This window comes from Hydrogenophaga sp., assembly GCF_051858985.1.
Lineage (GTDB): Bacteria > Pseudomonadota > Gammaproteobacteria > Burkholderiales > Burkholderiaceae_C > Hydrogenophaga.
In genome coordinates, this window is sequence record NZ_JBHYGM010000004.1 from 322656 (window position 1) to 343079 (window position 20424).

Annotated in this window: 19 protein-coding genes; 9 read left to right on the plus strand and 10 right to left on the minus strand. The window is 63.2% G+C overall.

The features are described 5' to 3' along the window. Window positions 1-23 precede the first annotated feature (23 nt). Genes ACTIEY_RS18485 through ACTIEY_RS18495 form a run of 3 tightly spaced genes read right to left on the minus strand, consistent with a single transcriptional unit; the run spans window position 24 to window position 4295 of the window. Window positions 24-2054 (minus strand): alpha-1,4-glucan--maltose-1-phosphate maltosyltransferase, encoded by a 2031-nt coding sequence (locus tag ACTIEY_RS18485; RefSeq protein WP_439520613.1) that lies wholly within the window; start codon window positions 2052-2054, stop codon window positions 24-26. Beyond that, window positions 2051-3973 carry a 1,4-alpha-glucan branching protein GlgB gene (gene glgB, locus ACTIEY_RS18490; protein WP_439520614.1) on the minus strand — a complete coding sequence of 641 codons (1923 nt, stop codon included), beginning with the start codon at window positions 3971-3973 and terminating at the stop codon, window positions 2051-2053. Before glgB ends, ACTIEY_RS18485 begins: the two co-directional genes overlap by 4 nt. 1 nt (window position 3974) lies before the next feature. Then, a complete protein-coding gene (locus tag ACTIEY_RS18495; protein WP_439520615.1) occupies window positions 3975-4295 on the minus strand; it encodes a hypothetical protein in 321 nt (106 codons plus the stop codon). 102 nt (window positions 4296-4397) lie between these two features. Here ACTIEY_RS18495 and ACTIEY_RS18500 point away from each other — a divergent pair, with 102 nt between their 5' ends. Then, on the plus strand, window positions 4398-5342 hold the full coding sequence (locus ACTIEY_RS18500; protein WP_439520616.1) for a LysR family transcriptional regulator: 945 nt from the start codon (window positions 4398-4400) through the stop codon (window positions 5340-5342). 1 nt (window position 5343) lies between these two features. Here ACTIEY_RS18500 and ACTIEY_RS18505 read toward each other — a convergent pair whose 3' ends face one another. From ACTIEY_RS18505 to ACTIEY_RS18520, 4 genes are all read right to left on the minus strand, one after another. Then, window positions 5344-6765: a GTPase/DUF3482 domain-containing protein gene (locus tag ACTIEY_RS18505; RefSeq protein ID WP_439520617.1), complete on the minus strand. Its 1422-nt coding sequence runs from the start codon at window positions 6763-6765 to the stop codon at window positions 5344-5346. Next, complete coding sequence (locus tag ACTIEY_RS18510) at window positions 6758-8161, minus strand: DUF2868 domain-containing protein (RefSeq protein WP_439520618.1); 1404 nt, start codon at window positions 8159-8161, stop codon at window positions 6758-6760. Before ACTIEY_RS18510 ends, ACTIEY_RS18505 begins: the two co-directional genes overlap by 8 nt. Window positions 8162-8258: 97 nt before the next feature. Then, the gene (locus ACTIEY_RS18515) at window positions 8259-8735 is read right to left on the minus strand and encodes a hypothetical protein (RefSeq protein ID WP_439520619.1); all 477 of its coding nucleotides are present in this window, start codon (window positions 8733-8735) and stop codon (window positions 8259-8261) included. An 81-nt stretch (window positions 8736-8816) separates the two neighbouring features. Further along, window positions 8817-9326, minus strand: coding sequence for an NYN domain-containing protein (locus ACTIEY_RS18520; RefSeq protein WP_439520620.1), 510 nt, complete (start codon window positions 9324-9326; stop codon window positions 8817-8819). Between the two features lie 694 nt (window positions 9327-10020). On the opposite strand from ACTIEY_RS18520, the gene ACTIEY_RS18525 reads away from it, so the two are divergent. The 3 genes from ACTIEY_RS18525 to ACTIEY_RS18535 are packed head-to-tail and all read left to right on the plus strand — an operon-like array spanning window position 10021 to window position 12214. Then, window positions 10021-11130 (plus strand): hypothetical protein, encoded by a 1110-nt coding sequence (locus ACTIEY_RS18525; protein WP_439520621.1) that lies wholly within the window; start codon window positions 10021-10023, stop codon window positions 11128-11130. Window positions 11131-11155: 25 nt separating this feature from the next. Continuing rightward, window positions 11156-11533, plus strand: coding sequence for a hypothetical protein (locus ACTIEY_RS18530; RefSeq protein ID WP_439520622.1), 378 nt, complete (start codon window positions 11156-11158; stop codon window positions 11531-11533). 3 nt (window positions 11534-11536) lie between these two features. Continuing rightward, entirely contained in the window at window positions 11537-12214 is a 678-nt protein-coding gene (locus tag ACTIEY_RS18535; protein WP_439520623.1) for a hypothetical protein, read from the plus strand. Window positions 12215-12636: 422 nt separating this feature from the next. Here ACTIEY_RS18535 and ACTIEY_RS18540 read toward each other — a convergent pair whose 3' ends face one another. Then, a complete protein-coding gene (locus ACTIEY_RS18540) occupies window positions 12637-13434 on the minus strand; it encodes an alpha/beta fold hydrolase (protein ID WP_439520624.1) in 798 nt (265 codons plus the stop codon). Between the two features lie 13 nt (window positions 13435-13447). Continuing rightward, on the minus strand, window positions 13448-14377 hold the full coding sequence (locus tag ACTIEY_RS18545; RefSeq protein ID WP_439520625.1) for a LysR family transcriptional regulator: 930 nt from the start codon (window positions 14375-14377) through the stop codon (window positions 13448-13450). Between the two features lie 84 nt (window positions 14378-14461). Here ACTIEY_RS18545 and ACTIEY_RS18550 point away from each other — a divergent pair, with 84 nt between their 5' ends. The 5 genes from ACTIEY_RS18550 to ACTIEY_RS18570 all read left to right on the plus strand — a co-directional run bounded on the left by ACTIEY_RS18550 (window position 14462) and on the right by ACTIEY_RS18570 (window position 19800). Then, window positions 14462-15706: an FAD-dependent monooxygenase gene (locus ACTIEY_RS18550; protein ID WP_439520626.1), complete on the plus strand. Its 1245-nt coding sequence runs from the start codon at window positions 14462-14464 to the stop codon at window positions 15704-15706. Between the two features lie 190 nt (window positions 15707-15896). Further along, window positions 15897-16946, plus strand: a complete 1050-nt coding sequence (locus ACTIEY_RS18555; protein ID WP_439520627.1) for a TRAP transporter substrate-binding protein — start codon at window positions 15897-15899, stop codon at window positions 16944-16946. Window positions 16947-16981: 35 nt separating this feature from the next. Continuing rightward, window positions 16982-18076, plus strand: a complete 1095-nt coding sequence (locus tag ACTIEY_RS18560; protein WP_439520628.1) for a Rieske 2Fe-2S domain-containing protein — start codon at window positions 16982-16984, stop codon at window positions 18074-18076. Window positions 18077-18108: 32 nt separating this feature from the next. After that, window positions 18109-19056, plus strand: coding sequence for a PDR/VanB family oxidoreductase (locus ACTIEY_RS18565; RefSeq protein WP_439520629.1), 948 nt, complete (start codon window positions 18109-18111; stop codon window positions 19054-19056). A 9-nt stretch (window positions 19057-19065) separates the two neighbouring features. Further along, the gene (locus tag ACTIEY_RS18570) at window positions 19066-19800 is read left to right on the plus strand and encodes a dienelactone hydrolase family protein (RefSeq protein ID WP_439520630.1); all 735 of its coding nucleotides are present in this window, start codon (window positions 19066-19068) and stop codon (window positions 19798-19800) included. A gap of 19 nt (window positions 19801-19819) precedes the next feature. Here the strand turns inward: ACTIEY_RS18570 and ACTIEY_RS18575 are convergent, their stop codons facing one another. Next, on the minus strand, window positions 19820-20353 hold the full coding sequence (locus ACTIEY_RS18575) for a MarR family winged helix-turn-helix transcriptional regulator (protein WP_439520631.1): 534 nt from the start codon (window positions 20351-20353) through the stop codon (window positions 19820-19822). Between the last annotated feature and the right edge of the window lie 71 nt (window positions 20354-20424).

The following is a 20424-nucleotide window of genomic DNA, read 5'->3' on the forward strand; positions in this document are numbered from 1 at the left end:
GGTTCGTCGATCAAAGTCGTCTCTCAAAGAAAGTAGTCGAAATCATTCTCGCGCTTGAGCCGCGATCGAAGTTCCATCACATGCACAGGCGTGCGCTGCGGATCCAGGCTGACGAAATTGCGCTCGCCGTGCCAGAGGAAATGGGATCCTGTGACGAGGTCATGCAATTGGTAGGCCTGGCCGGGCTGAATGCCGAGGCTGTCCTGTTCGAGCTCCACCCAGCCGCTCTGCGTGTGGTGCGGATCGAGGTTGACCACGCACACGACCGTGTTCGCCCCGTCGGCCGACGTCTTGGCGTAGGCGATCATCTGCTCGTTGTCGATCTTCAGGAAACGCAGACCCGCATCGCTCTGAAGCGCCGGGTTGGTGCGCCGTGCACGGTTCAGCACCGCAATGAACTCGGACAGGGAATCGGCACGCGTGCGGTCCCACACCCGACGCTCGAACTTCTCTGAATCGAGATACTCCTCGCCCCCGGCGCGCAGCGCCTGCCCTTCAAGCAGTTCGTAGGCAGGCCCGTAGATGCCATAGCTGGCGGCCAGCGTGGCGGCCATGGCCACCCGCGCCATGAAGACCGGGCGGCCGCCATACTGCAGCGCGGCGGGCAGGATGTCCGGCGTGTTGGGCCAGACATTGGGGCGGAAGTATTCACGACCCGGCCCGCGGCTCAGTTCGGTGAAGTACGCGGTGAGCTCCTGCTTGGTGTTGCGCCAGGTGTAGTAGGTGTAGGACTGGCTGAACCCCACCTTGGCCAGGCGGTGCATCACGCGCGGGCGTGTGAACGCTTCCGACAGGAACACCACCTCGGGCTGCAGGGCACGCACACGGGCGATCACCCATTCCCAGAAGGGGTAGGCCTTGGTGTGCGGGTTGTCGACGCGGAACACCCGCACCCCTTCGCCGACCCAGTGTTCGAAGACGCCGGCCAGCGCGAGCCACATCGCCTGCCAGTCGGCGCTCTCGAAGTCGAAGGGGTAGATGTCCTGGTACTTCTTGGGCGGGTTTTCGGCGTACTGGATGCTGCCGTCCGCCCGCTTCTTGAACCAGTCGGGATGCTCGGTCACCCAGGGGTGATCCGGCGCGCACTGAAATGCGATATCCAGCGCGATGTCGATGTCGAGTTCGGTTGCCCGCTTCACCAGTCGCCTGAAGTCTGCGGCCGTGCCGAGTTCAGGCAGGATGGCCGTGTGGCCGCCTTCGGCAGCGCCGATCGCCCATGGGCTGCCGACATCGTTGTCCCTGGCTTCGAGCGTGTTGTTTCGCCCCTTGCGGCGCGATCGTCCGATCGGATGGATGGGCGGAAAGTACAGCACGTCGAAGCCCATGCGCTTGACGTAAGGCAGCCACGCCTCGCAATCGGCGAAGTTGCCGTGGCGGCTGGCGTCGTCCGAGGCCGATCGCGGAAAAAACTCGTACCACGCGGAGAAGCGTGCGCGCTCGCGCTCGACGGTCACCGGGAAGGTCTGGGGATGGGTGAACGCATGGCGCAGATCGGGGTAGCGGCAGGCCACGGCAGCACGCGCATCGTCGTCACCCACGCGCTTCAAGGCCTCGACGTCGGCGGTGCTGTCGGCAGCGAGTTGCGCCAGTTCGAGCGCCCAGGCGCGGAGCAATTTCGCATCGGCTTTGCGGTCGCAGCGTGCGGCGCACTCGTCGATCAGACTGGCACCGGTCGCGGCTGCAATGCGCACGTCGTCCAGGTCGACGCGGCGTGCGAAATCGTGGCGCCACGACTGGAACGGATCGACCCAGGCGCAGACCGTGTATTCCCAGGTGCCGATCGCATCCACCACGAAGCTGGCGCGCCAGCGGTCGTTCACGAGTGGCAGCATCGGGGTGCTCTTCCACACAGCACCGGCGGCTCGCCACTTCAACATGCAGGCCACCACATCGTGGCCATCCGCAAAACAGTCGGCCTCGACCACCACCTCATCACCGGCAACGCGCTTGATCGGAAAGCGGCCACCGTCCACCGCAGGCTGGACGTTCTCGATCACCACGCGGACGCGGCCGTCCGTCAGGGCGATCGGGAGGACTTCGTCGTTCAGGCTCACGATGCGGCTCCTTCGTGCTTCAGGATCAACACGCCCAGCGGCGGCAGTCGCAGATTCAGCGAATGGAAACGCCCATGTGCCGCGACCGGTACGCTGTCAACGCCGCCCTGATTGCCCACGCCACTGCCACCGTACAGCAACGCGTCGCTGTTGAGCATCTCGCGCCAGCGTCCAGACGTCGGCACACCCACCAGGTAGTTCTCGCGCGGCACCGGCGTGAAGTTCGCCACCACCAGCACCGCTTCACCGTTGGGCGATTTGCGCAGGTAGCTCAACACGCTGCCTTCGGCGTCGGCACCATCGACCCACTCGAATCCGGCGGCATCGAAGTCCAGCGCGTGCAGTGCGGGCTCGTTGCGGTAGAGGCGGTTGAGATCCCCGACCCAACGCTGCAGGCCACCGTGCACCTCGTTGCCATCCAGCAACCACCAGTCGAGCTCGCTATCGTGGTTCCATTCCCGCCGCTGGCCAAACTCGCAGCCCATGAACAGCAGCTTCTTGCCCGGGTGCGCCCACATGTGGCCGTACAGCAGGCGCAGGTTGGCGAACTGTTTCCATTCGTCGCCCGGCATCTTGTCGATCAGCGAGCCCTTGCCATGCACGACCTCGTCGTGCGAGAGCGGCAGCATGAAGTTCTCGTTGAAGGCGTAGGCCAGCGAGAACGTCAACTCCCCGTGGTGCCACCGTCGGTGGATGGGGTCCTCGTGCATGTAGCTGAGGGTGTCGTGCATCCAGCCCATGTTCCATTTCATGCCGAAGCCCAGACCGCCGATGTAGGTGGGCCGCGACACCATCGGCCAGGCGGTGGACTCCTCGGCAATCACCTGCACACCGGGGTGGTCGCGGTAGGCCGATTCGTTGAGCTGGCGCAGGAAGGCGATCGCTTCCAGGTTCTCACGCCCGCCGTGCACGTTCGGGATCCATTCGCCTTCCTTGCGCGAGTAGTCGAGGTAGAGCATGGAGGCCACGGCATCCACGCGCAGGGCGTCGATGTGGTACTCGTCCAGCCAGAACATCGCGCTCGACAGCAGGAACGAACGCACCTCGTTGCGCCCGTAATTGAAGATCGACGAGTTCCATTCCGGGTGGAATCCCTGGCGAGGATCGGCGTGTTCGAAGAGGTGCGTGCCGTCGAACTGCGAAAGTCCATGGGCATCGGCGGGAAAGTGCGACGGCACCCAGTCCAGGATCACGCCGACGCCCGCCTGGTGCAGTGTGTCGACCAGGAACTTGAAATCCTGCGGCGTTCCGTAGCGGGAAGTCGGTGCGAAATAGCCGGTGGTCTGATAGCCCCAGGAGCCGTAGAACGGGTGCTCGGTGATCGGCATCAGCTCGACGTGGGTAAACCCCAGTTTCGTCACGTGCTCGGTCAACAACTGCGCCATGGCGCGGTAGTCGAGCATCTCCCCTTGCGCCGAGCGCCGCCAGGATCCGAGGTGCACCTCGTAGACCGACATCGGCGCATTCAGCCCGTGCTCGGTGGCCCGGCTCTTCATCCAGGCACCGTCGGCCCACGCATGACCCTCGAGATTCCAGGCGATGGAGGCGGTGGCCGGTGCCGGCTCGGCGCGGAACGCGAAGGGATCCGCCTTCTCCAGGCGCGCCCCATCGTGCGTGAAGACCGCGAACTTGTACCGGTGTCCCGCCTCCACACCGCGAACCTCCAGTTCCCAGATGCCGGAGCCGTCCTCCCGCACGCGGGCTGGGTCGGCTTCGGCATTCCAGTCGTTGAAGTCGCCGATCACGGACACGGCGCGGGCGTTCGGTGCCCAGAGCGCGAAGCTGGCTCCGTTGGGGTTGAGGTGGCATCCCAGTTTCTGATGCAGCCGCGAGTGCGTACCCTCGCGAAACAGGTGGATGTCCTGCTCCCCGAGCTCTGTGCCCGGCCGGGCAACGGTCTTCGGATGCGGTTTTTTCATGTCAATTGCTTCCAGTTGGATGACGGCCTGCGTTCAGCTGGAGTTCGTCAAGGATAGACACCACCGCGCGTTCGTTGTCGGAAGCGTTGCGCATGGGCCGATCAAGGTAACGGTTCAGCAAAGCGAGTCCTTGCTGGTCGGCGTACATATAGAGCTGCCCCATCTTCTGGGCAACGTCGCGGTAGCCGGCTTCTATCTCAAGCAGGCGCCGCTTCAATTCAGAGCGAACCGGTTCGGGCACCGTGCCCGATTCCAGCGACAGCAGGTTTCGCTGCACCGCAGCAGAACCCTTGCGGCGAGTCGCAGCGTAAGTCTTTTCCATCACAGCACCGTAACTTATGATTCATGCAAACTGAAACTCATTCTTGAAAACTGAAATTGTCAAAAATGATCATTTGGCATCCAGACCGGCCACCATCGACCCATGCGACGAGCCACCACGCCAGCTGATGAACTGCGGCTTCGGCTGAACTGGTCCGACTTTCAGACCGTGCTGGCCGTCTCCCGCCACGGCAGCGTGGCGAAAGCGTTCGGGCCGCTGGGCATGACGCATTCGACCTTGCTGCGCAAACTCGACCTGATCGAGTCGCGGCTCAGCACCAAGGTGTTCAACCGCGGGCGACCGCGCTACACGCTCACCGCTGCGGGACACGAGATCGAAAGAGCGGCACGCGAGTTCGAGCCACTGGCCGTTGGCGCGGAGATGCGCGCCAGCGGGGCAGACCTGCGACCCAGTGGCGAAGTGCGCGTGAGCGTGTCGTCCATCGTCATCGATCACCTCTTGCCTGCGGTGCTTGCGCAGTTCAGGTCGTCGTTCCCGGATGTGCAGATCGAGCTGGTCAGCACGCGCGAGCATGTCAACCTGCGCCGGCGCGAGGCCGACATCGCGATTCGCATCGCCGATACGGTGCCGGACTGGCTGGTGGGGCGCAGGCTGGCGGACCTGGACTTCAAGATCTACGCGCGTCGAACCGGGCGGGGAAAGCTGCCACTTCAAGACGTCGAGGCCCTGCTCGGGCAACGGCGCTGGATCAGTTTCGAGCGCGATACCCATGATCTGAAGTTCGATCGCTGGCTGAGCGACCGCGTGGCCGCCGAGCAGGTCGTGCTGCGCGTCGACAACTTCAGCCACGCGGCCAACATGGTGCGTGCAGGCATCGGCATTGCGCTGCTGCCGTCTTTCGTGGAGTTGAGCATTCCAGACCTGCAACCCTTGACCAGCGCGATCCCCGAGTTGGTGACACCCATGTGGCTGGTCACGCACCCCGAGCTCAGGGATGCCGCGCGGATCCAGGTTCTGACCCGCGCGATTGGCCCGGCACTGGCGAACGCCGTCGCACCAGCCCGTCACGCGGATGAAAAGCCGTGACCTATTTGCCGGCGCTCGCCAGAAGCGAAGTGATGTTCAGCGCCAGTGCCCGGCTCAACGCTTCCCGTCTGGCGCTGTGATCCCGGGGGTGGCCCGATCGATGCTCCCACTCCGGGTGTGCGCGGGCCCGTTGCAGGGCGTCCAGCAACTCCATCAATGCCTTGCGGTGAGCGCTTGAAGGCGCCAGCCGCAGTTCAATGGTGTCCTGTGCCGCATGACCCCTGGCCTGCAGCACCTGGCACAGGTGGATCAGGCGGTCGGCCAGCACGACCAGCACATCGTTGTCGAGCGTCAGTTCCTCGATCCCCAGAAATCGGTTGCGCAGCTTTCGCGGCGCGTGGCCCAAGCCCTGACCCAGCGCACCGCCAATGGCCGCGCCCAGCGCGGTGCCGGCCCCCAGCGACAGGCCGGCCAGCGCGAGGTCGAGCGTGAATCCCACGGCCGCACCCGCCGCAGCCCCTTTTCCCAGCAGCCGCCCGACCGTGGCCAGCGTCTCGGGGTTGAACAGGTCCGAAGCCCACCGGTCGTTGGTCCAGGGCAATACCTCGAGCCTGGCGTCGTCGCGCTCAAAGCCGTGCATCTGCAAAAGGTCGTGCACGCCACCGCGCACGCCCTCCACCAGTTCCGCGCGGAAGGCATCCACGAACGACTGCCTGGCGCGCGCGTCGGACAGCGCTTCGGGTGTGATCTCACGCCGCATGGCGGCGGCAGAAATCAGGGTGTCGGCGACCCGCTTCGCGCAGGCAGCCTGTCGTTCGTCGGCCTGCCGGTCCAGATCCACCTGCACCGCCTGCAGCGTGCTCTTGTGCTGGCGCATGAGCACGCTCAGGTCTTCGTAGAGCTGGCGCTCAGCCCCGACAAAGGGTGCCACCGCGTCGAACCGCACCGCGGCGTGCAGTCCGTAGGCAGCCAGCGCTTCGCGCCATTCGGGTTCGCGGCTGTGCTCGCTGCGCACGAAGTTGAGCACCGGCATGATCGGTCGGGCACAGCTGTTGAGCACCTCGATCTCGCTGCGGTATTTGGGCAGCAAGGGCTCGCGGCAGTCGATCACGTAGATGGCGGCATCCGATGCCAGCATCTGCCGCAGGACCTTGGCCTCCTGCTCGAATGCCGCGTGGGCTTCGGGCCCGTTGAGCAGGGCGCGCACGCGCTCGGGCGGCGAAAGCGTCTCGGGCATCTGTTTGAGGTGGTACTGCAGCGCCACCGAGTCCTCCAGACCCGGGGTGTCGAAATAGCGCAGCAGCGTCTGCCCGCCAACGTCCAGATCGATCCCCTCGACATGCCGGGTGGTGCCTGGCTGATCGGACACCTGGCCAAAGCGCACCTGACGCGTGAGGGTGCGCAACAGCGAGGTCTTGCCCGCGTTGGTGTGGCCGACCACGGCCATGTTGATCGGACCAGCGACGCCGGTGCGTTCAACCACGGCGCGGCCCCATCCATTGCTGCGCGTCGGCCACGGTGGCGCAGAAGGTCAGCGCCTTCAGGTCGCTCGCGGCCAGCCAGCCGGACCAGCGTTCCGGCTTGTCTGCGGCGAAGCCGGAGCCCCCACCCAGCGGCAGCAGCGCGCAGTCGACCGCCTCGGCGCAGATCTGCCGCAGGAAACGCTCGGTACCCCGGTCGGGGCTGGCGGCAGCGGAGCAGACCACCAGGGCGCGCACGCCGGGGGATGCGGCCAATGTGCTCAACAAGCTCAGCCGTTCGGGCATGCTGCCCAGAATGGTGTGGACCTGATCAGCTCGCCCGGACAAGGCCTGTGGTGGCCAGCCCAGGCCATCGGGCAGCTCGAACCCGATCAGCACCACCGGCGCCGCCATGCCGGCCATGGGGGTTCGAAAGATCGGCGTCTCCTCGCGCGGGGCTTCGTGCTCGGCGTCCACCACCAGGGCGGCCGCCATGGAAGAAAAGCGGGTGGCGATCTGACGAAAGTACGGGTCGCGCAAGTCGAGCCCGAGTTGGCTGGCGCGCTTTCCCCACACGGCGGCGCAGACCACCAGCGCCACCAGCCGGGGCAGCAAGCCATAGAGCAAGGCGCTGGCGAGCAGCCACCACGCAATGGCCTCGGAATCCACCGCGTTGGGGGCAGCGTGCAACACCGCTTGCCCAGGCACCACAAAGCCCAGCGCACGCGGCAGCCACCCGGTGACTTGCACAAATCCATCGAAGAAAGCGGGATTCAGGATGGTGGTTTCCCAGGTGAGCTGGTAGGCCTGAAACGCAAACAGCGCCAGCAACGTGACCAGCGCGACCGCAAAGGCCAGCGCCCACAGCGCGTGACTGATGGCCCCGAAGACCCACACCGTCAGCCGGTGCTCGCGCAACACCGCATGGACACCGCGCACGAGGTTGAGCGAGTGCGGGCCACGCACCCAGGGCAGGCGCGCGGCCAGTGTCAACATGAGCTGACCCAGCGACCAGGGCGCCGCGGCTTGCCCAGACAACGCAGACCCCAGCACCCACAGCAGCCACACCAGCAGGGCGAGCGAGGGAACGCCCAGCAGGGCGACGAATGCAAACGCCGCGTTCAGCGTCTGCCCACTGCCCAGCACGCGGCCGAGCAGCCCACCGGCCAGAAGGTACGCGAGCAGGGTCAGCAAACCGGCGGCGATCCACAGCCCGGTCTTCAGACGCACCCAGTCATCCAGCAACCCCAGGCGGCCCGCGAGCAGCCGGGCACGCTCCAGAATTCGATCCTGATCGTTGTGCTGCCGCACATGGGCCAGCGTCATTTCGCCCGCATCGTCGAGCGCACCAGCCTCCTCCATCAGTCGCAGGGCATGGGCCAAAGTGACATCGCGGAACGAGGCGGAAGTGGAGGTCAATGCGGGCTGGCTGCTGGTGGCGGGTTGCGGGTGCGCCGCCTATGCTACCCCCGGCATCGCCACGAGCCGGATCGCCACGGTTTTCGTGGCGCGTTCGCTAGTAGAAAAAGACGAGGCTCGCCCGGTCCTTGAACACCTGCCGTGCGAGTTCGCGCGCCTGGCTGGGTTGCTGGCTGGCCACTGCGCAGGCGTAGGCGATCTTGTCAGCGCTCAGGCCCGGGCACTTGCGCGCCAGGTCGCTGCTGTCGCGCACCGCCAGCCGCACGGCGTGGCCATAGGTCCAGCGCAGGGTGTTGCACAGCTCGCGCAGTTGTTCCGCGTCCACCGCGCTGGGCAGGCGAAGGCCGTGGAATTCGAGGTACTGCACCAGCTTGAATTCGTCGTCCGGCGCAATCACCGCCGCGCCGCCTTCGGTTTCCACGCGGATGGACAAAAAGAAGTCCTGGTGCGTCAACTCGTCCACCGCCTCGGCGTCCAGGGCGGGGGTGAACTGCTGTGCGTGGATGCGGGAAGAAGAAGAAGCGCTGTCGGCCGAGCGTGAACGGGGTGACGACGGAAAGGGAATGACGGACATCGCTGGAAAGATTTTGTTACTTCCAGAATTCTGCCCCCGCCCCGCTCACCCGTCCGTGAGGGAATCGTCACCTTCCGCGAATCAAACCGACTCCAAACCCTGCCCCGCGCCCAGAAGGAATACGAACTCATCACAAGCCGCCATGAAAGCCGGCGAAGCCCCCTGCTGCCCGAAGCCATGGACCATGAGCCCCGCCTCCTGCACGCGGCCCGCCAGGCCCACGAAATCGCTGTCGGAAGAGACGATGCAGATGCCTTCCACCTGGCCCCGGTGCAAGGCCTCCATCACGTCCATGATCAGCGCGCCGTCGCTCGCGTTCTTGCCGTGCGCGTAGTGGAACTGCTGCACCGGCCGAATGCCCAGCGGATGCAACCACTTCTTCCACGACAGCAAGTAGTCGGTGGTCCAGTCGCCATACGCGCGGCACACCGTGGGCCGGCCGCGTTCGTTCACCAACTGCATGAGCTGCGCGGCGTGCTGGCCGCTGACGTTTTCCGCATCGATTAACACGCCCAGGCGCGGGCGGCTTTGCTGGTGCTGGAGGAGGCGGCGTTGAGACGAAAGAACGCGTGGATGTTTTTTTTGCTGCATGTGCCTTCCCTATCAGGTGGGTGATACCACCGCCGCCCTTTGTGAGGGTGGCGGTGGCCCGAACGGGTTGGCATACCGGACGTCAAATCAACACCGGCGAGCCTTGCGGCTCCCCGTCCGGGCCACCAAAAAAGCATGGGGGCACAGACGGAGATAGCCGCAACGCGCGAACGTTTCAGCCATCTCAGTGATTTGACGTTTCAGGATGCCAATCCCGGTCGTACTTTTGTTGTACGACGCGGGGAGTATAGGGGAGGGACACGGTGTCAGGACTGACTTTGACCATGAGCACTGGTGGTGATCTGATCAACGACCGAAGCATCTAACGGACGAGAAAGACTGCTTCAGACTGACTGCAGCCGGTCAGGTGTTGCAGCCAAATATCAGATTGCATGCAAGGACGTCATGACTGCCGTTTTCCGCTTTACAGCGAAGAACAATGGATTCAAGACCCGGCTAGCCAGCCAATTCTCCAAGCTGCTTCAGCACAACGGGCGACTCGCTGGGTGCCGGGGCTCACCCAGGAATGTGGGCCGCAAAGCGCAGGCGCGTTAGTGGAATGGATTTCCCTTAGGCAACATGAGCCCCTCTAGAGGTAAACTGACAAGGTGCAACGTATACGCTGATAGTTCGGCGCGATGTTTATCGGCACTATGACTAGCAGTTAATAATCTGCCCAGGGGGGGTAACTACGATGAAGCTCACAGACGGTATTAAAGCCGCAGGGGCAGCCATAAAAGACGCGGATTTAGTCCGGTCCCTACGCGTGCGGGCGCAATGGCAGTGGGTTAAAGCAAGCCTGCAAGCAAGAGATCTAAAACCCAGCACGGGTTGGCCTTCTATAGAAGCCGCCCTTGCCGAAAATCTTAACTATGGCAAGAACGTTAGGACAGTCCTGACGGACTTTTATAGCTCGATCAAGCTGGCAGGCCGAAAATATATTCAAATTTTTGACTTGACGCCAGAACTAAGTACTGAGCTTTCCTCCTCGCTCAAGAGTGCAACGGTTGCTCCGTCAAAGTTCTCATCGCACTACCCATATGTTCTTACTGAGGCTGAGCTAGCCGGAGCACCCAGTATTTTGACGCTTTGCGAAGTAATTGCCAGCGGCGATGATTTTTTGTTAGTCTTTTGCTCCCGAAAAGACTATACCGAAAAGGAAACTTTTGAGGATGCCGCCGCTGAGGCCATCGGAAAGCTAGCCCCTACGCTCAAAGGCTACAGTAAAATTGTTGGCCTTAGAACAAAGAGTTTTCAAGCCTTCGACGTAGTTGCAATCCGGCCAAAGCTTCATCGAATGGAGGTAATGGTCGATATGCCACACGGCCATGTTCAAGACTTCGACCGATTTGATCAAGCATTGAAGATGCGAACTGCGTTAAGCCTGCATTTGCCTGCGCTAGGAAATCATCTAGCGAGCAAGGTGCCAACCAACCTTTTTCCTGCAATTGATGCCATGTATCAAAGCAATGACGGCGGGCAAATCAAAGAGTTGCGCCTGCGCACATCCACGGGTTTAGTTGACAATCTAAAGACGACGGTTGACTCTGATGATTTACGTATCAATAAGTACCATACTGACGCAGCCAAAGCGGTGAACAACGAAGTGGCCCTCTTCGATCTCACTACTACACTTGCGCTTTCCTTCCCTCCAGCGCACGTTACAATTCGGCTCCGCTCCAATGTCAGGCAAATGGCCGTGGCCCCAGAGAACCGAACACTCTTCGGGGTAGAAGTGATTGATGGCATGTCACAAAGTGATATTGCACGTGGCATAAATAAACTTCAGGCATTTCTAGGCTGAAATGTCAGCACGCAACAAGCCTCAGATGATCAGCGCCATCGATAGCGCTTGGGCTGATCAGCCTGAAATCAGGTCGTATTGCTTGGCAATACTAGATCACGTAGATGGATCTACAAGTAGCTATATAACGCTGTCCATGCTCAAAAGGGCAATTGGCTTAGCTCCAAGCGAGGCACCTAGAGAATTCGCGGCAGCAGTTCAGTATCTCTTGGGTGACTCCGCACCAGCACTAGAATTGAAATTCGAAATTGTTGACCCACGCGGTACTCCAGTCCCAATCACAGGCGAAGAAGCAATGGCCGCCACTCGCGAGAAGATTAACCCTCTCACGGGGGATATTCAGGAAAACGTAGCCGATCTGATTTCCACATATCTCATTCCGTCGAAGTTTCTAAGAGGATGAGCAGTGGAAATTGTTGATTCACTTCCGTCATTTTCTGAGATTGTCGCCGCACTCCGTGCGACGCCTGGCGGCGACAGAGCGATCGAGCGCTGCCAGGCTCAAACCTATAATGATTTTGTCAATATTCTTAAGCGCGATATAGACGAAATAATTAATGATATGGAGCGAAATCGGCAACGCTTCCAGAAGAGTTCAGAAGACGAAATAACGTTCTATATTTCGTCCATGCTAAACCAACTCGGATACACAGCAACTAATGGATCACAGTTTGGTGGCAGCGTCGATTTGACTGTTCAAAAAGTGCTAAAAGGCTGGCTCTGGACCGCAGAGGCAAAGATTTTCACTGCGCTCGACAAGGTTAACGAGGGGTTCCTGCAACTTACGAGCCGCTATTCCCCTAGTAGCCTTGAGGACGCGAAAGCAGGGATGCTAATCTACGTCCTCACCAAGAATGCTGCAGATAAGATGAAGACTTGGAAGTCTCATCTGGAAAATTCAGGCGACTCCAGCCTGACAACTGAGCCATGCGCATCTCGCCCGAACTTGGCTTTCTATTCAACGCAGACTCATGACGGCTCTGGTTTGCCTCTGAGCATTAGACATATTGGGGTAGCCCTGTATTTCAAGCCTATTGATGTAAGCGGTAGAGCTGCAAAGAAATACAACTCCGCCCCCTCTTAAATGCGTGAGGTGAATGCAGAAGGCGGTATCGGCCGCGGCTAGGCGCGCTGAATTGGCTCATTAAGGCGGTGCGCCGGGTTGCAGATGATGGCCAATTTTCGTTACGTTTTACGGCTATTCATCCCTTGAGCATTTAGCACTTAGTGCGGCTGCTCAACGACCTGGGATCGTGTCTCATCGAGTGTCAGCTCCGGGTCGACTGTGTGAGTTCAGCCATTTGAGCATCTGAGATTCCACCGCGATTTAAAGGGGTACCTGCGGCCTGCCAAGCTGGGTGACTGCAGCCCCCACGATATCGGTCTTCGATGCTGCGCCGCTGCAGGGTAAGTTGATTACAGCTTTGTGCCAGGCACCGTGCACTCGGCACCCGGCCGCGACCGAAGGCAGTCGCTGCATTGAAGTCATTCAGTCAATCAAGCCAATCAGAGGTCAAGTTGCTCGCGCACCAGCCGCGCAAACGCCTCCGCCTGCTCAATCGGCGGAAAGTGCCCGCCATCCATCACCACCAGCCGCGAGTGCGGCAATGCGTCAACAAGCGCCTGCTGCTTGGCTGGCGGGCAAAGCGGATCCTGCTCACCCGCAATGACCAGCGTGGGCGCCTGCACCTGGGCGAGGCGCGGGCCCAGGTCGGCATCCCGCAGGATCGACACCGCGTTGGCATAGCTTGTGGGGCTCATGTTTTCGAACACGGTCTTCATCGTGCCAATGATCGGATGAGCCGTTTGCCGGAATGCTTCGCTGAACATGCGCTGCACCATGGGTTCGGCCAGCGGTGCCATGCCGTCCTTCAGTGCCGCCTCGCGGCGGCCGTTCCAGCCGTTGGGCGGTGGCGCCACGCTGGCGGCGCTTGAACTCACCACCACGCGGTTGACGCGGTGCGGGCTCCGGGCGGCCACCGCCAGCGCGACCATGCCGCCGAGCGACACACCACACACATCAAACCGTTCGAAGCCCTCTGCATCGGCCAACGCCAGCAGGTCGTCGGCGAAGGCGTCGATGTCTCCCTCTTCTTGCGCGGCCGGGCTCTGGCCGTGGCCGCGCAAGTCGTAGCGAAGCACCGGGCCGTACCCGGCCAGATGGGGCATCAGCGGGTCCCAGAACTGGAGCGAGGCGCCGATGGGGTGGACGAGGATGAGCGGCATGCCGCCGCTGCCTTCCTGGCGTTGGCGGTGCAGGGCGGTGGTGGCCGATGGGGATGGCGTGGCTGGGTGGGTGGTCACGTGGTTTCTTTCCTTAGCGGTTGAGTTGGGGGTATTCGAGAAGCTGGGCCGTAAAGGTGGACAGAAAGGCATTCGCTGCGTCGGTGAGTTCGGCGCCCTTGCGGGTCACGGCGTAGAAATCGAGCGGCACTTCAGGCTCCGTCATCACGCCCACGTTCACGGCGTAGCGGCTGCAGGCACCCTGCACAAAGGCGGGCATCACGGCGGCGCCGTAGCCGGTCTCTACCATGGCCACCACGCTGTGCAGGTTGTTGAAGGTGGTTCGCGCTTCATTGGCGCGGCCGATCTCCCGAAGCTGTTGGTCAATGACCTGCTGGATCGGGTTGGCCACGGGCAGGCCGATCAGCGGCACTTCGACCAGGTCGGCCCAGGCGACATGGCTGCGCTGCAGACGGCGGCGGGGGCCGGCGGGGGCCGACCACTCGCGCGGGCTCACGCACACCAGGGGCAGCGAAAGTAGGCGCTGGCGGCGGATGCCCGAGCCGGCCTTGAAGAGAATGCCCAAGGCCATGTCCACCTCGCCCGAGAGCACGAGCGCCTCGATCTGGCTGCGCTCCACATCGCGCACCACCACGGCGATGTCGGGGCGTTGCTGGCGCAGGGTCTTCAGCACCACCGGCATCACGCTGGAACACACCAGCGGCGTGGCGGCCACCGTCAGGGTGCGCGCCACGTCGACCGAGAGCTTGTCCAGCCGGGACGAGATGTCGATCCATTCGCTCAACATGCGCTCGGCCACCGGCAGCAACTGACGCCCGGCCTCGGTGAGCGACACAGATCGTGTGGTGCGGTCGAAGAGCCGGGCACCAAGCTGCGTTTCCATTTCACGCAGCAGCAGGCTCAGGCCCGCCTGCGAAAGGTGGATGTGCTCGGCCGCCCGCGTCACGCTCTGCAGGCGCGCCACGGCCAGGAAGGCCTGCAACTGGCGGGTGCTCACATTCATAAGGCGGGCAAATCAATCCATTTCATACACAAACTTCTCACGAGGCCCGTATGGTGCTGCAATCGGGTTGACGTTGCAACCACCATGAAAGATCAACCCTCCATGCACCGCAAGACGCGCATCGCCATCGCTGGCGCCGGCATTGGCGGCCTGACCGCCGCACTCGCCTTGATGCAGCGGGGCTTTCAGGTCGATGTGTACGAGCAGGCCCGGGTGTTTGGCGAGGTGGGCGCGGGCATTCAGCTCAGCGCCAATGGCACGCGCTGCCTGTTCTCGCTCGGGCTGCAGCAAGATGTGTTGCGCAGCGCCAGCCAGCCCAGCGCCAAGGAGATCCGGCACTGGAGTTCCGGCGACACCTGGCGCCTGTTCGATCTGGGGGCGGAATCGGTGGAGCGCTATGGCGCGCCCTTCCTCATGATGCACCGCGCGGATCTGCATGCCGTGCTGGTGCAGCACATCCAGGCGATCCGGCCTGAAGCGCTCCACCTGGGCGAGCGCCTCACCGGTTGGGTGCAGGAACACCAGGGCGTTGAACTCACGTTCGAAAACGGCCCTGTGCGCCAAGCCGACGTGCTCATCGGTGCCGACGGCGTGCACTCCAGGGTGCGCGAGCTGCTGCATGGCCACGACGATCCGCAGTACACCGGCTGCATGGCCTGGCGCGGCGTGATCCAGGCGCGCGACCTGCCAGAGCACCTGCGGCGGCCCGTGGGCACCAACTGGGTGGGGCCTGGAGCACACGTCATCACCTACCCCTTGCGCAACGGCGAGCTGATGAACTTCGTCGGCATCGTCGAGCGCGCGGCGTGGCAGAAGGAATCCTGGACGGAGCAGGGCACGGTGGAAGAATGCCGCGCCGATTTCGCCGGTTGGCATGCCGATGTGCTGTCGATGGTGGAGCGTCTGGACCGGCCCTTCAAATGGGCGCTGATGGGACGCACACCGCTGCCGGTGTGGGGCAAGGGCAGCGTGACGCTGCTGGGCGATGCCTGCCACCCCACGCTGCCCTTCCTGGCACAGGGCGCGATGATGGCCATTGAAGACGGCGTGGTGCTGGCGCGCTGCCTCGACAGTTGCCCGGACGATCCTGCCACGGCACTGCAGCGGTATGAGCATCTTCGCCATGAGCGCACCACGGCCATCGTCCTCAAATCCGCAGAGAACACGCGACGTTTTCACAACCCGGCGCTGGCGTCTGCCGAGGGCGCACAGAAGTACATCGAAACCGAGTGGGCGCCCGACAAGGTGCGCGCACGGTACGACTGGCTCTTCAGCTACGACGCGCTGTCGGTTGATGCGGGTGCGCAGATCGCAGCCGAGCCGGCATGACAAATAGCACCGACGCGATGCTGCGTCAAGGGAGCTTCCCATAAGTTGCAATAGCAACTCAACGCTGGCATTGTCCGGTTTGAGTTGCTATTGCAACCAAACCAGAGAAGATGCGCCGACCATCACCACCTTGAAGTGACGGCGGCCGACCGGTCTGACAACGCCGATTCATCCACCACAGGAGACAGACATGATTCAACGACGCACCCTGCTGAAGACGGGCACCGCCATCGCCCTGGGCGCCCCGGCCTTTCTTGCTCAGGCACAACAGGCGGTCACGCTGCGGTTCCACACCTTCATGGCGCCCACGTCCAACGTCTGGACGCTGATGCTCAAGCCGTGGATGGAGAAGGTGGAAAAGGACTCGGCGGGACGGATCAAGTTCGAGGCGTTTCCGGCCATGCAGCTCGGCGGCACGCCACCGCAGTTGTACGACCAGGCGCGCGATGGCGTGGCCGACATCATCTGGACGCTGCCGGGCTACTCCGCTGGCCGCTTTCCGCGAGGCGAGGTGTTCGAGATGCCGTTCATGATGACGGAGGCGAAGGCCACGTCGCGCGCGTACTGGGAGTACATCCAGACGCAGGCCCCGGACGAGTTCAAGGAAACCAAGGTGCTGGCGCTTCACGTGCACGGGCGCGGGGTGTTCCACAGCGCGGACAAGCAGATCAAGTCGCCCGCCGACTTGAAGGGCTTGAAGGTGCGCGCCCCCACCCGCCCGTTGACCAGCATGCTGGCCTCAATGGGTGCAACACCGGTGCCACTGCCCTTGCCAGCCACACCCGACGCGCTGTCGAAGGGCGTGATCAGCGCGCTCGCCATGCCCTGGGATGTGGTGCCTTCGGTCAAGGTTCACGAGCTGACGAAATTCCACAGCGAGTTTCCTGCCAACTCCCCGGCGCTGTATACCGGCACCTTCGTGATGGCGATGAACCGCGCGAAGTACGACAGCCTTCCACCCGAACTCAAGCAGGTGATCGACGCCAACTCCGGCATCGAGACCTCTGCGCTCTTCGGCAAGATCACGCAAGACAGCGATGCCATCGGCCTGAAAGCGGCCAAGGACCGTGGCAACACCATCATCACGATCGGCGCTGCAGAAACGCAGGAGTTCGTGAAGCTTTCTTCCCACGTGGAAGAAGCCTGGGTGGCCGACATGACCAAGCGCGGCTACGACGGTCCCAAGCTGCTCGCCTCGGCGAAGTCGCTGATTGCCAAGCATTCCAAGGCCGGCATCTGACGTCGCCGGATTTCCACGAACCACAGGAGAAAGCCATGTTCGTCCTCAATACCTGGTACATCGCCGCCTGGACGGAGGATGTGACCGACAAGCCGTTCCCTCGCCGCATCTGCAACGAGGCCATCGTCTTCTTCCGTGATCAGCAGAGCGGCAAGATCGCGGCCCTGGCCGACATGTGCTGTCACCGGGGTGCTCCGCTCTCGCTGGGCACGGTGGTGGAGGAAGGGCTGGAGTGCGGCTACCACGGCGTGGTGCATGACTGCTCCGGCAAATGCGTGCACATCCCGGGGCAGGACCGCATTCCCGAGAAGGCGCGGGTGCGTGCCTATCCCGTGGTCGAGAAGAACGAGTTCATCTGGATCTGGATGGGCGACCCGGCGCTGGCCGATGAGAGCCTGATCGTCGACTACCCGTACAACGACGACCACGCCAACTGGCCGCACAAGCACGGCTTCTATCACATCAAGGCCGGCTACATGCTGATGGTGGACAACCTGATGGACCTGACCCATCTGGGCTATGTGCACAAGAGCACCATCGGCGGCAACCCGATGACGCACGTGAAGGCCGAGATGGACGTGACGCGCGACGAGAAGAGCCTGAAGTACGTGCGCTGGATGATCAATTCGGTGCCGCCGCCCACCTACACGAAGGCGGTGGATTTCGAAGGCAGCAACGTGGACCGCTGGCAGGAGTTCGCCTTCTCGGCGCCCAGCAACATCCTGCAGTGGAGCGGCGCGGTGAAGACCGGCACCGGCGCGCGCGAGCACAACCGCCGCGAGGGCGGGTTCTCGCTGCGCATCTTCCACGGTCTCACGCCCGAAACAGAGAACACCTGCTTCTACTTCTTCACACCTGCAAACGGCTACAAGCAGGACGATCCGAAGGCCACCGAGGTGCTGTTCGACCAGATCGCCGAAGCGTTCATGGAAGACAAGATCTTCTGTGAAGGGCAACAGGCGCGCATCGACGAACGTGGCGAAGCGCATCTGGTGGACATCGTCTCCGACGCCACGCGTGTCCAGTTGCGGCGCATCATCAAGAAGATGTTCGACGAGGAGCAGAAGTCGCCGATCCCGGTCAGCGCACCTGCGGCCCGCATCGAGATTCCGATCACCGCGGCCAAATGACCCACCGGGCCTGCGGGCCCGCGCCTTTCTCCATGACCCTTCTCGACCTCCAGATCACGCGCCGACGCGTGGTGGCCCAGGGCATCGTCTCCCTGGAGCTGCGCGATCCGCAGCAAAGGCCCTTGCCCGCCTTCACCGCCGGCGCCCACATCGACGTGCACATCGGCCCCCAGCTGACGCGCCAGTATTCGCTGTGCAACGCGCCCGATGAGACCGACCGCTATGTGCTCGGCGTGCTGCTGGAGCCCAACTCGCGCGGCGGTTCGGCCGCCATGCACCAACGTTTTGCGGAGGGCGACACCATCACCGTGGGCGCACCCCGCAACAATTTCCCGCTGGCGCCCGCGCGGCGCACGCTGCTGTTTGGTGGTGGCATCGGCATCACGCCGTTGCTCAGCATGGCCGAGGCGCTCTGGCGCGCAGGCGATGATTTCGAGTTCTTCTACTGCGCCCGCTCGGCGTCGCACGCGGCGTTCCTGGACCGTCTGGCCGCTGCGCCCTACGCCGCCCACACCCGCATGCACCTGGACGACGGGCCCGCAGATCAGCGCCTGCAGTTGGCACGCCTGGCGCAGGAAGACCCGGCCGTGACGCATGTGTACGTGTGCGGCCCCGCGGGCTTCATCGACCACGTCTGCCGGGCCGCGCGCGAACACGGCTGGCCCGAGGCACACATCCACGTGGAGCATTTCTCGCTGGCTCAGCCGGTGGCCGGCGAGGCGCTGACGGTGCAGATCGCTTCCATCGGCCAGTGCATTGCCATCCCCCCGGACGAATCCATCACGAGCGCACTGGAGCGGCATGGCGTGAGCATTCCGGTGTCGTGCGAGCAGGGGATCTGCGGCACCTGCCTCACGCGCGTGTTGTCCGGCGACATCGAACACCGCGATGGTTTCCTCACCGATGCCGAACGCGCCCAGGGTGACCAGATGACGCCGTGCTGCTCGCGCGGTCGCGGCACGCTGGTGCTGGACCTGTAGGGCGTTGCGATGAGGGAGAACTGGATCGACGTGGCCACGCCGGACGGCGTCATGAACACGTTCACGGCGTGCCCCGACGAAGGCGGACCCTTTCCCACCGTGCTGTTCCTTATGGACGCTTTCGGTCTGCGCGAGGAGATCTTCGACATGGTGCGGCGCCTGGCTTCTGCCGGCCACTTCGTGGTGGCGCCCAACCTGTATTACCGCCGAGCCAGGTCCTTCTCGACCGACCAGACAACCGAGGGCACGGTGCGCATGTTCGAGATGATGAGCCACCTGACCAATGTGGGGGCCACGTCCGACGCGGGCGCTCTGCTGACCTGGCTCACGTCGCAGCCCGACGCGGTTTCCGACCGCGTGGGCGCGGTGGGGTACTGCATGAGCGGCCCATTCGTGATGGCCGCCGCTGCGGCCTTTCCCGATCGGCTGGCGTGCGTTGCCGCGATCCATGGCGCGCGCCTGGTGACGGATCAGCCGGATTCACCGCACCTGCTGGCGCGCTCGCTGCAGTGCGAGGTGTATCTGGGCTGCGCCACCAACGACAAATGGGCCGAGCCGGGCGTCATTGCCCAGCTTGAGGCTGCGCTGAAGCACAGCGGCACGCGCTACCGGGTGGAGTGGTACGAGGGAGCACAGCATGGCTTCGTGTTCCCGCAGCGGGGTTCGGTCTACGACCGGTCAGCCGCTGAACGGCACTGGAGTCGCCTGCATGCACTCTTTTCGCGGAACCTCACTGCAGCGTAGGCCTGCAGGCAGCCCGGTATCAGGCCTTCTTGCGGCGGGCGGGCGCCGCGCTGCTTTCCGTCGGCGGGTCGTATTCGTTCACGAAGGGAATGTTGGCCGTGGTGCGCACGAGCAGGTTCAACAAGGTGTCCACCTCTTCCGTGGACAGGCCCCTGAGCAGGCGCCGCTCCCGCTCCAGCGCGGTGCGGATGATCTCGTCGTGGATCTGGTAGCCCAGCGGCGTGAGTTCCAGCGTGCGCCGGCGCGTGCTCTCGGGGTCTTCTTCCACCGTGAGATAGCCCTTGGCTTCGAGCTTGCGCATCTCGCGACTCACCGCCCCTTTGTCCAGGCCGATGATCTGGCAGATGCGCGCCGGCGAGATGCGGGGCTCCACGGCGAGCATGGCCATCACGCGCCATTCAATGATGCCGATGTCGTAGCGCTTGAGGTACAGGCGCGAGGCACCACTGGACAGCTTGTTGGCGAGCACTGTGAAATAGAAGGTGACGTACCCCGAGAGGTTGAGAACCTTGCGTCCCTGCCGCACCGCCGTGTTGCCCCGCCTTGTCGCCATCGTGAATCCACTTTTCCAGAGATTGAACCTGGGGCTTACTGTAACTTCACCGGCGAGCGGGGCTGCCACGC

Bases quoted from the DNA above. Each gene is read 5' to 3' on its own strand.
- glgB (WP_439520614.1), bottom strand. From the start codon at position 3,973: ATGAAAAAACCGCATCCGAAGACCGTTGCCCGGCCGGGCACAGAGCTC.
- ACTIEY_RS18495 (WP_439520615.1), bottom strand. From the start codon at position 4,295: ATGGAAAAGACTTACGCTGCGACTCGCCGCAAGGGTTCTGCTGCGGTG.
- ACTIEY_RS18500 (WP_439520616.1), top strand. From the start codon at position 4,398: ATGCGACGAGCCACCACGCCAGCTGATGAACTGCGGCTTCGGCTGAAC.
- ACTIEY_RS18515 (WP_439520619.1), bottom strand. From the start codon at position 8,735: ATGTCCGTCATTCCCTTTCCGTCGTCACCCCGTTCACGCTCGGCCGAC.
- ACTIEY_RS18520 (WP_439520620.1), bottom strand. From the start codon at position 9,326: ATGCAGCAAAAAAAACATCCACGCGTTCTTTCGTCTCAACGCCGCCTC.
- ACTIEY_RS18525 (WP_439520621.1), top strand. From the start codon at position 10,021: ATGAAGCTCACAGACGGTATTAAAGCCGCAGGGGCAGCCATAAAAGAC.
- ACTIEY_RS18530 (WP_439520622.1), top strand. From the start codon at position 11,156: ATGATCAGCGCCATCGATAGCGCTTGGGCTGATCAGCCTGAAATCAGG.
- ACTIEY_RS18545 (WP_439520625.1), bottom strand. From the start codon at position 14,377: ATGAATGTGAGCACCCGCCAGTTGCAGGCCTTCCTGGCCGTGGCGCGC.
- ACTIEY_RS18550 (WP_439520626.1), top strand. From the start codon at position 14,462: ATGAAAGATCAACCCTCCATGCACCGCAAGACGCGCATCGCCATCGCT.
- ACTIEY_RS18555 (WP_439520627.1), top strand. From the start codon at position 15,897: ATGATTCAACGACGCACCCTGCTGAAGACGGGCACCGCCATCGCCCTG.
- ACTIEY_RS18560 (WP_439520628.1), top strand. From the start codon at position 16,982: ATGTTCGTCCTCAATACCTGGTACATCGCCGCCTGGACGGAGGATGTG.
- ACTIEY_RS18565 (WP_439520629.1), top strand. From the start codon at position 18,109: ATGACCCTTCTCGACCTCCAGATCACGCGCCGACGCGTGGTGGCCCAG.
- ACTIEY_RS18570 (WP_439520630.1), top strand. From the start codon at position 19,066: ATGAGGGAGAACTGGATCGACGTGGCCACGCCGGACGGCGTCATGAAC.
- ACTIEY_RS18575 (WP_439520631.1), bottom strand. From the start codon at position 20,353: ATGGCGACAAGGCGGGGCAACACGGCGGTGCGGCAGGGACGCAAGGTT.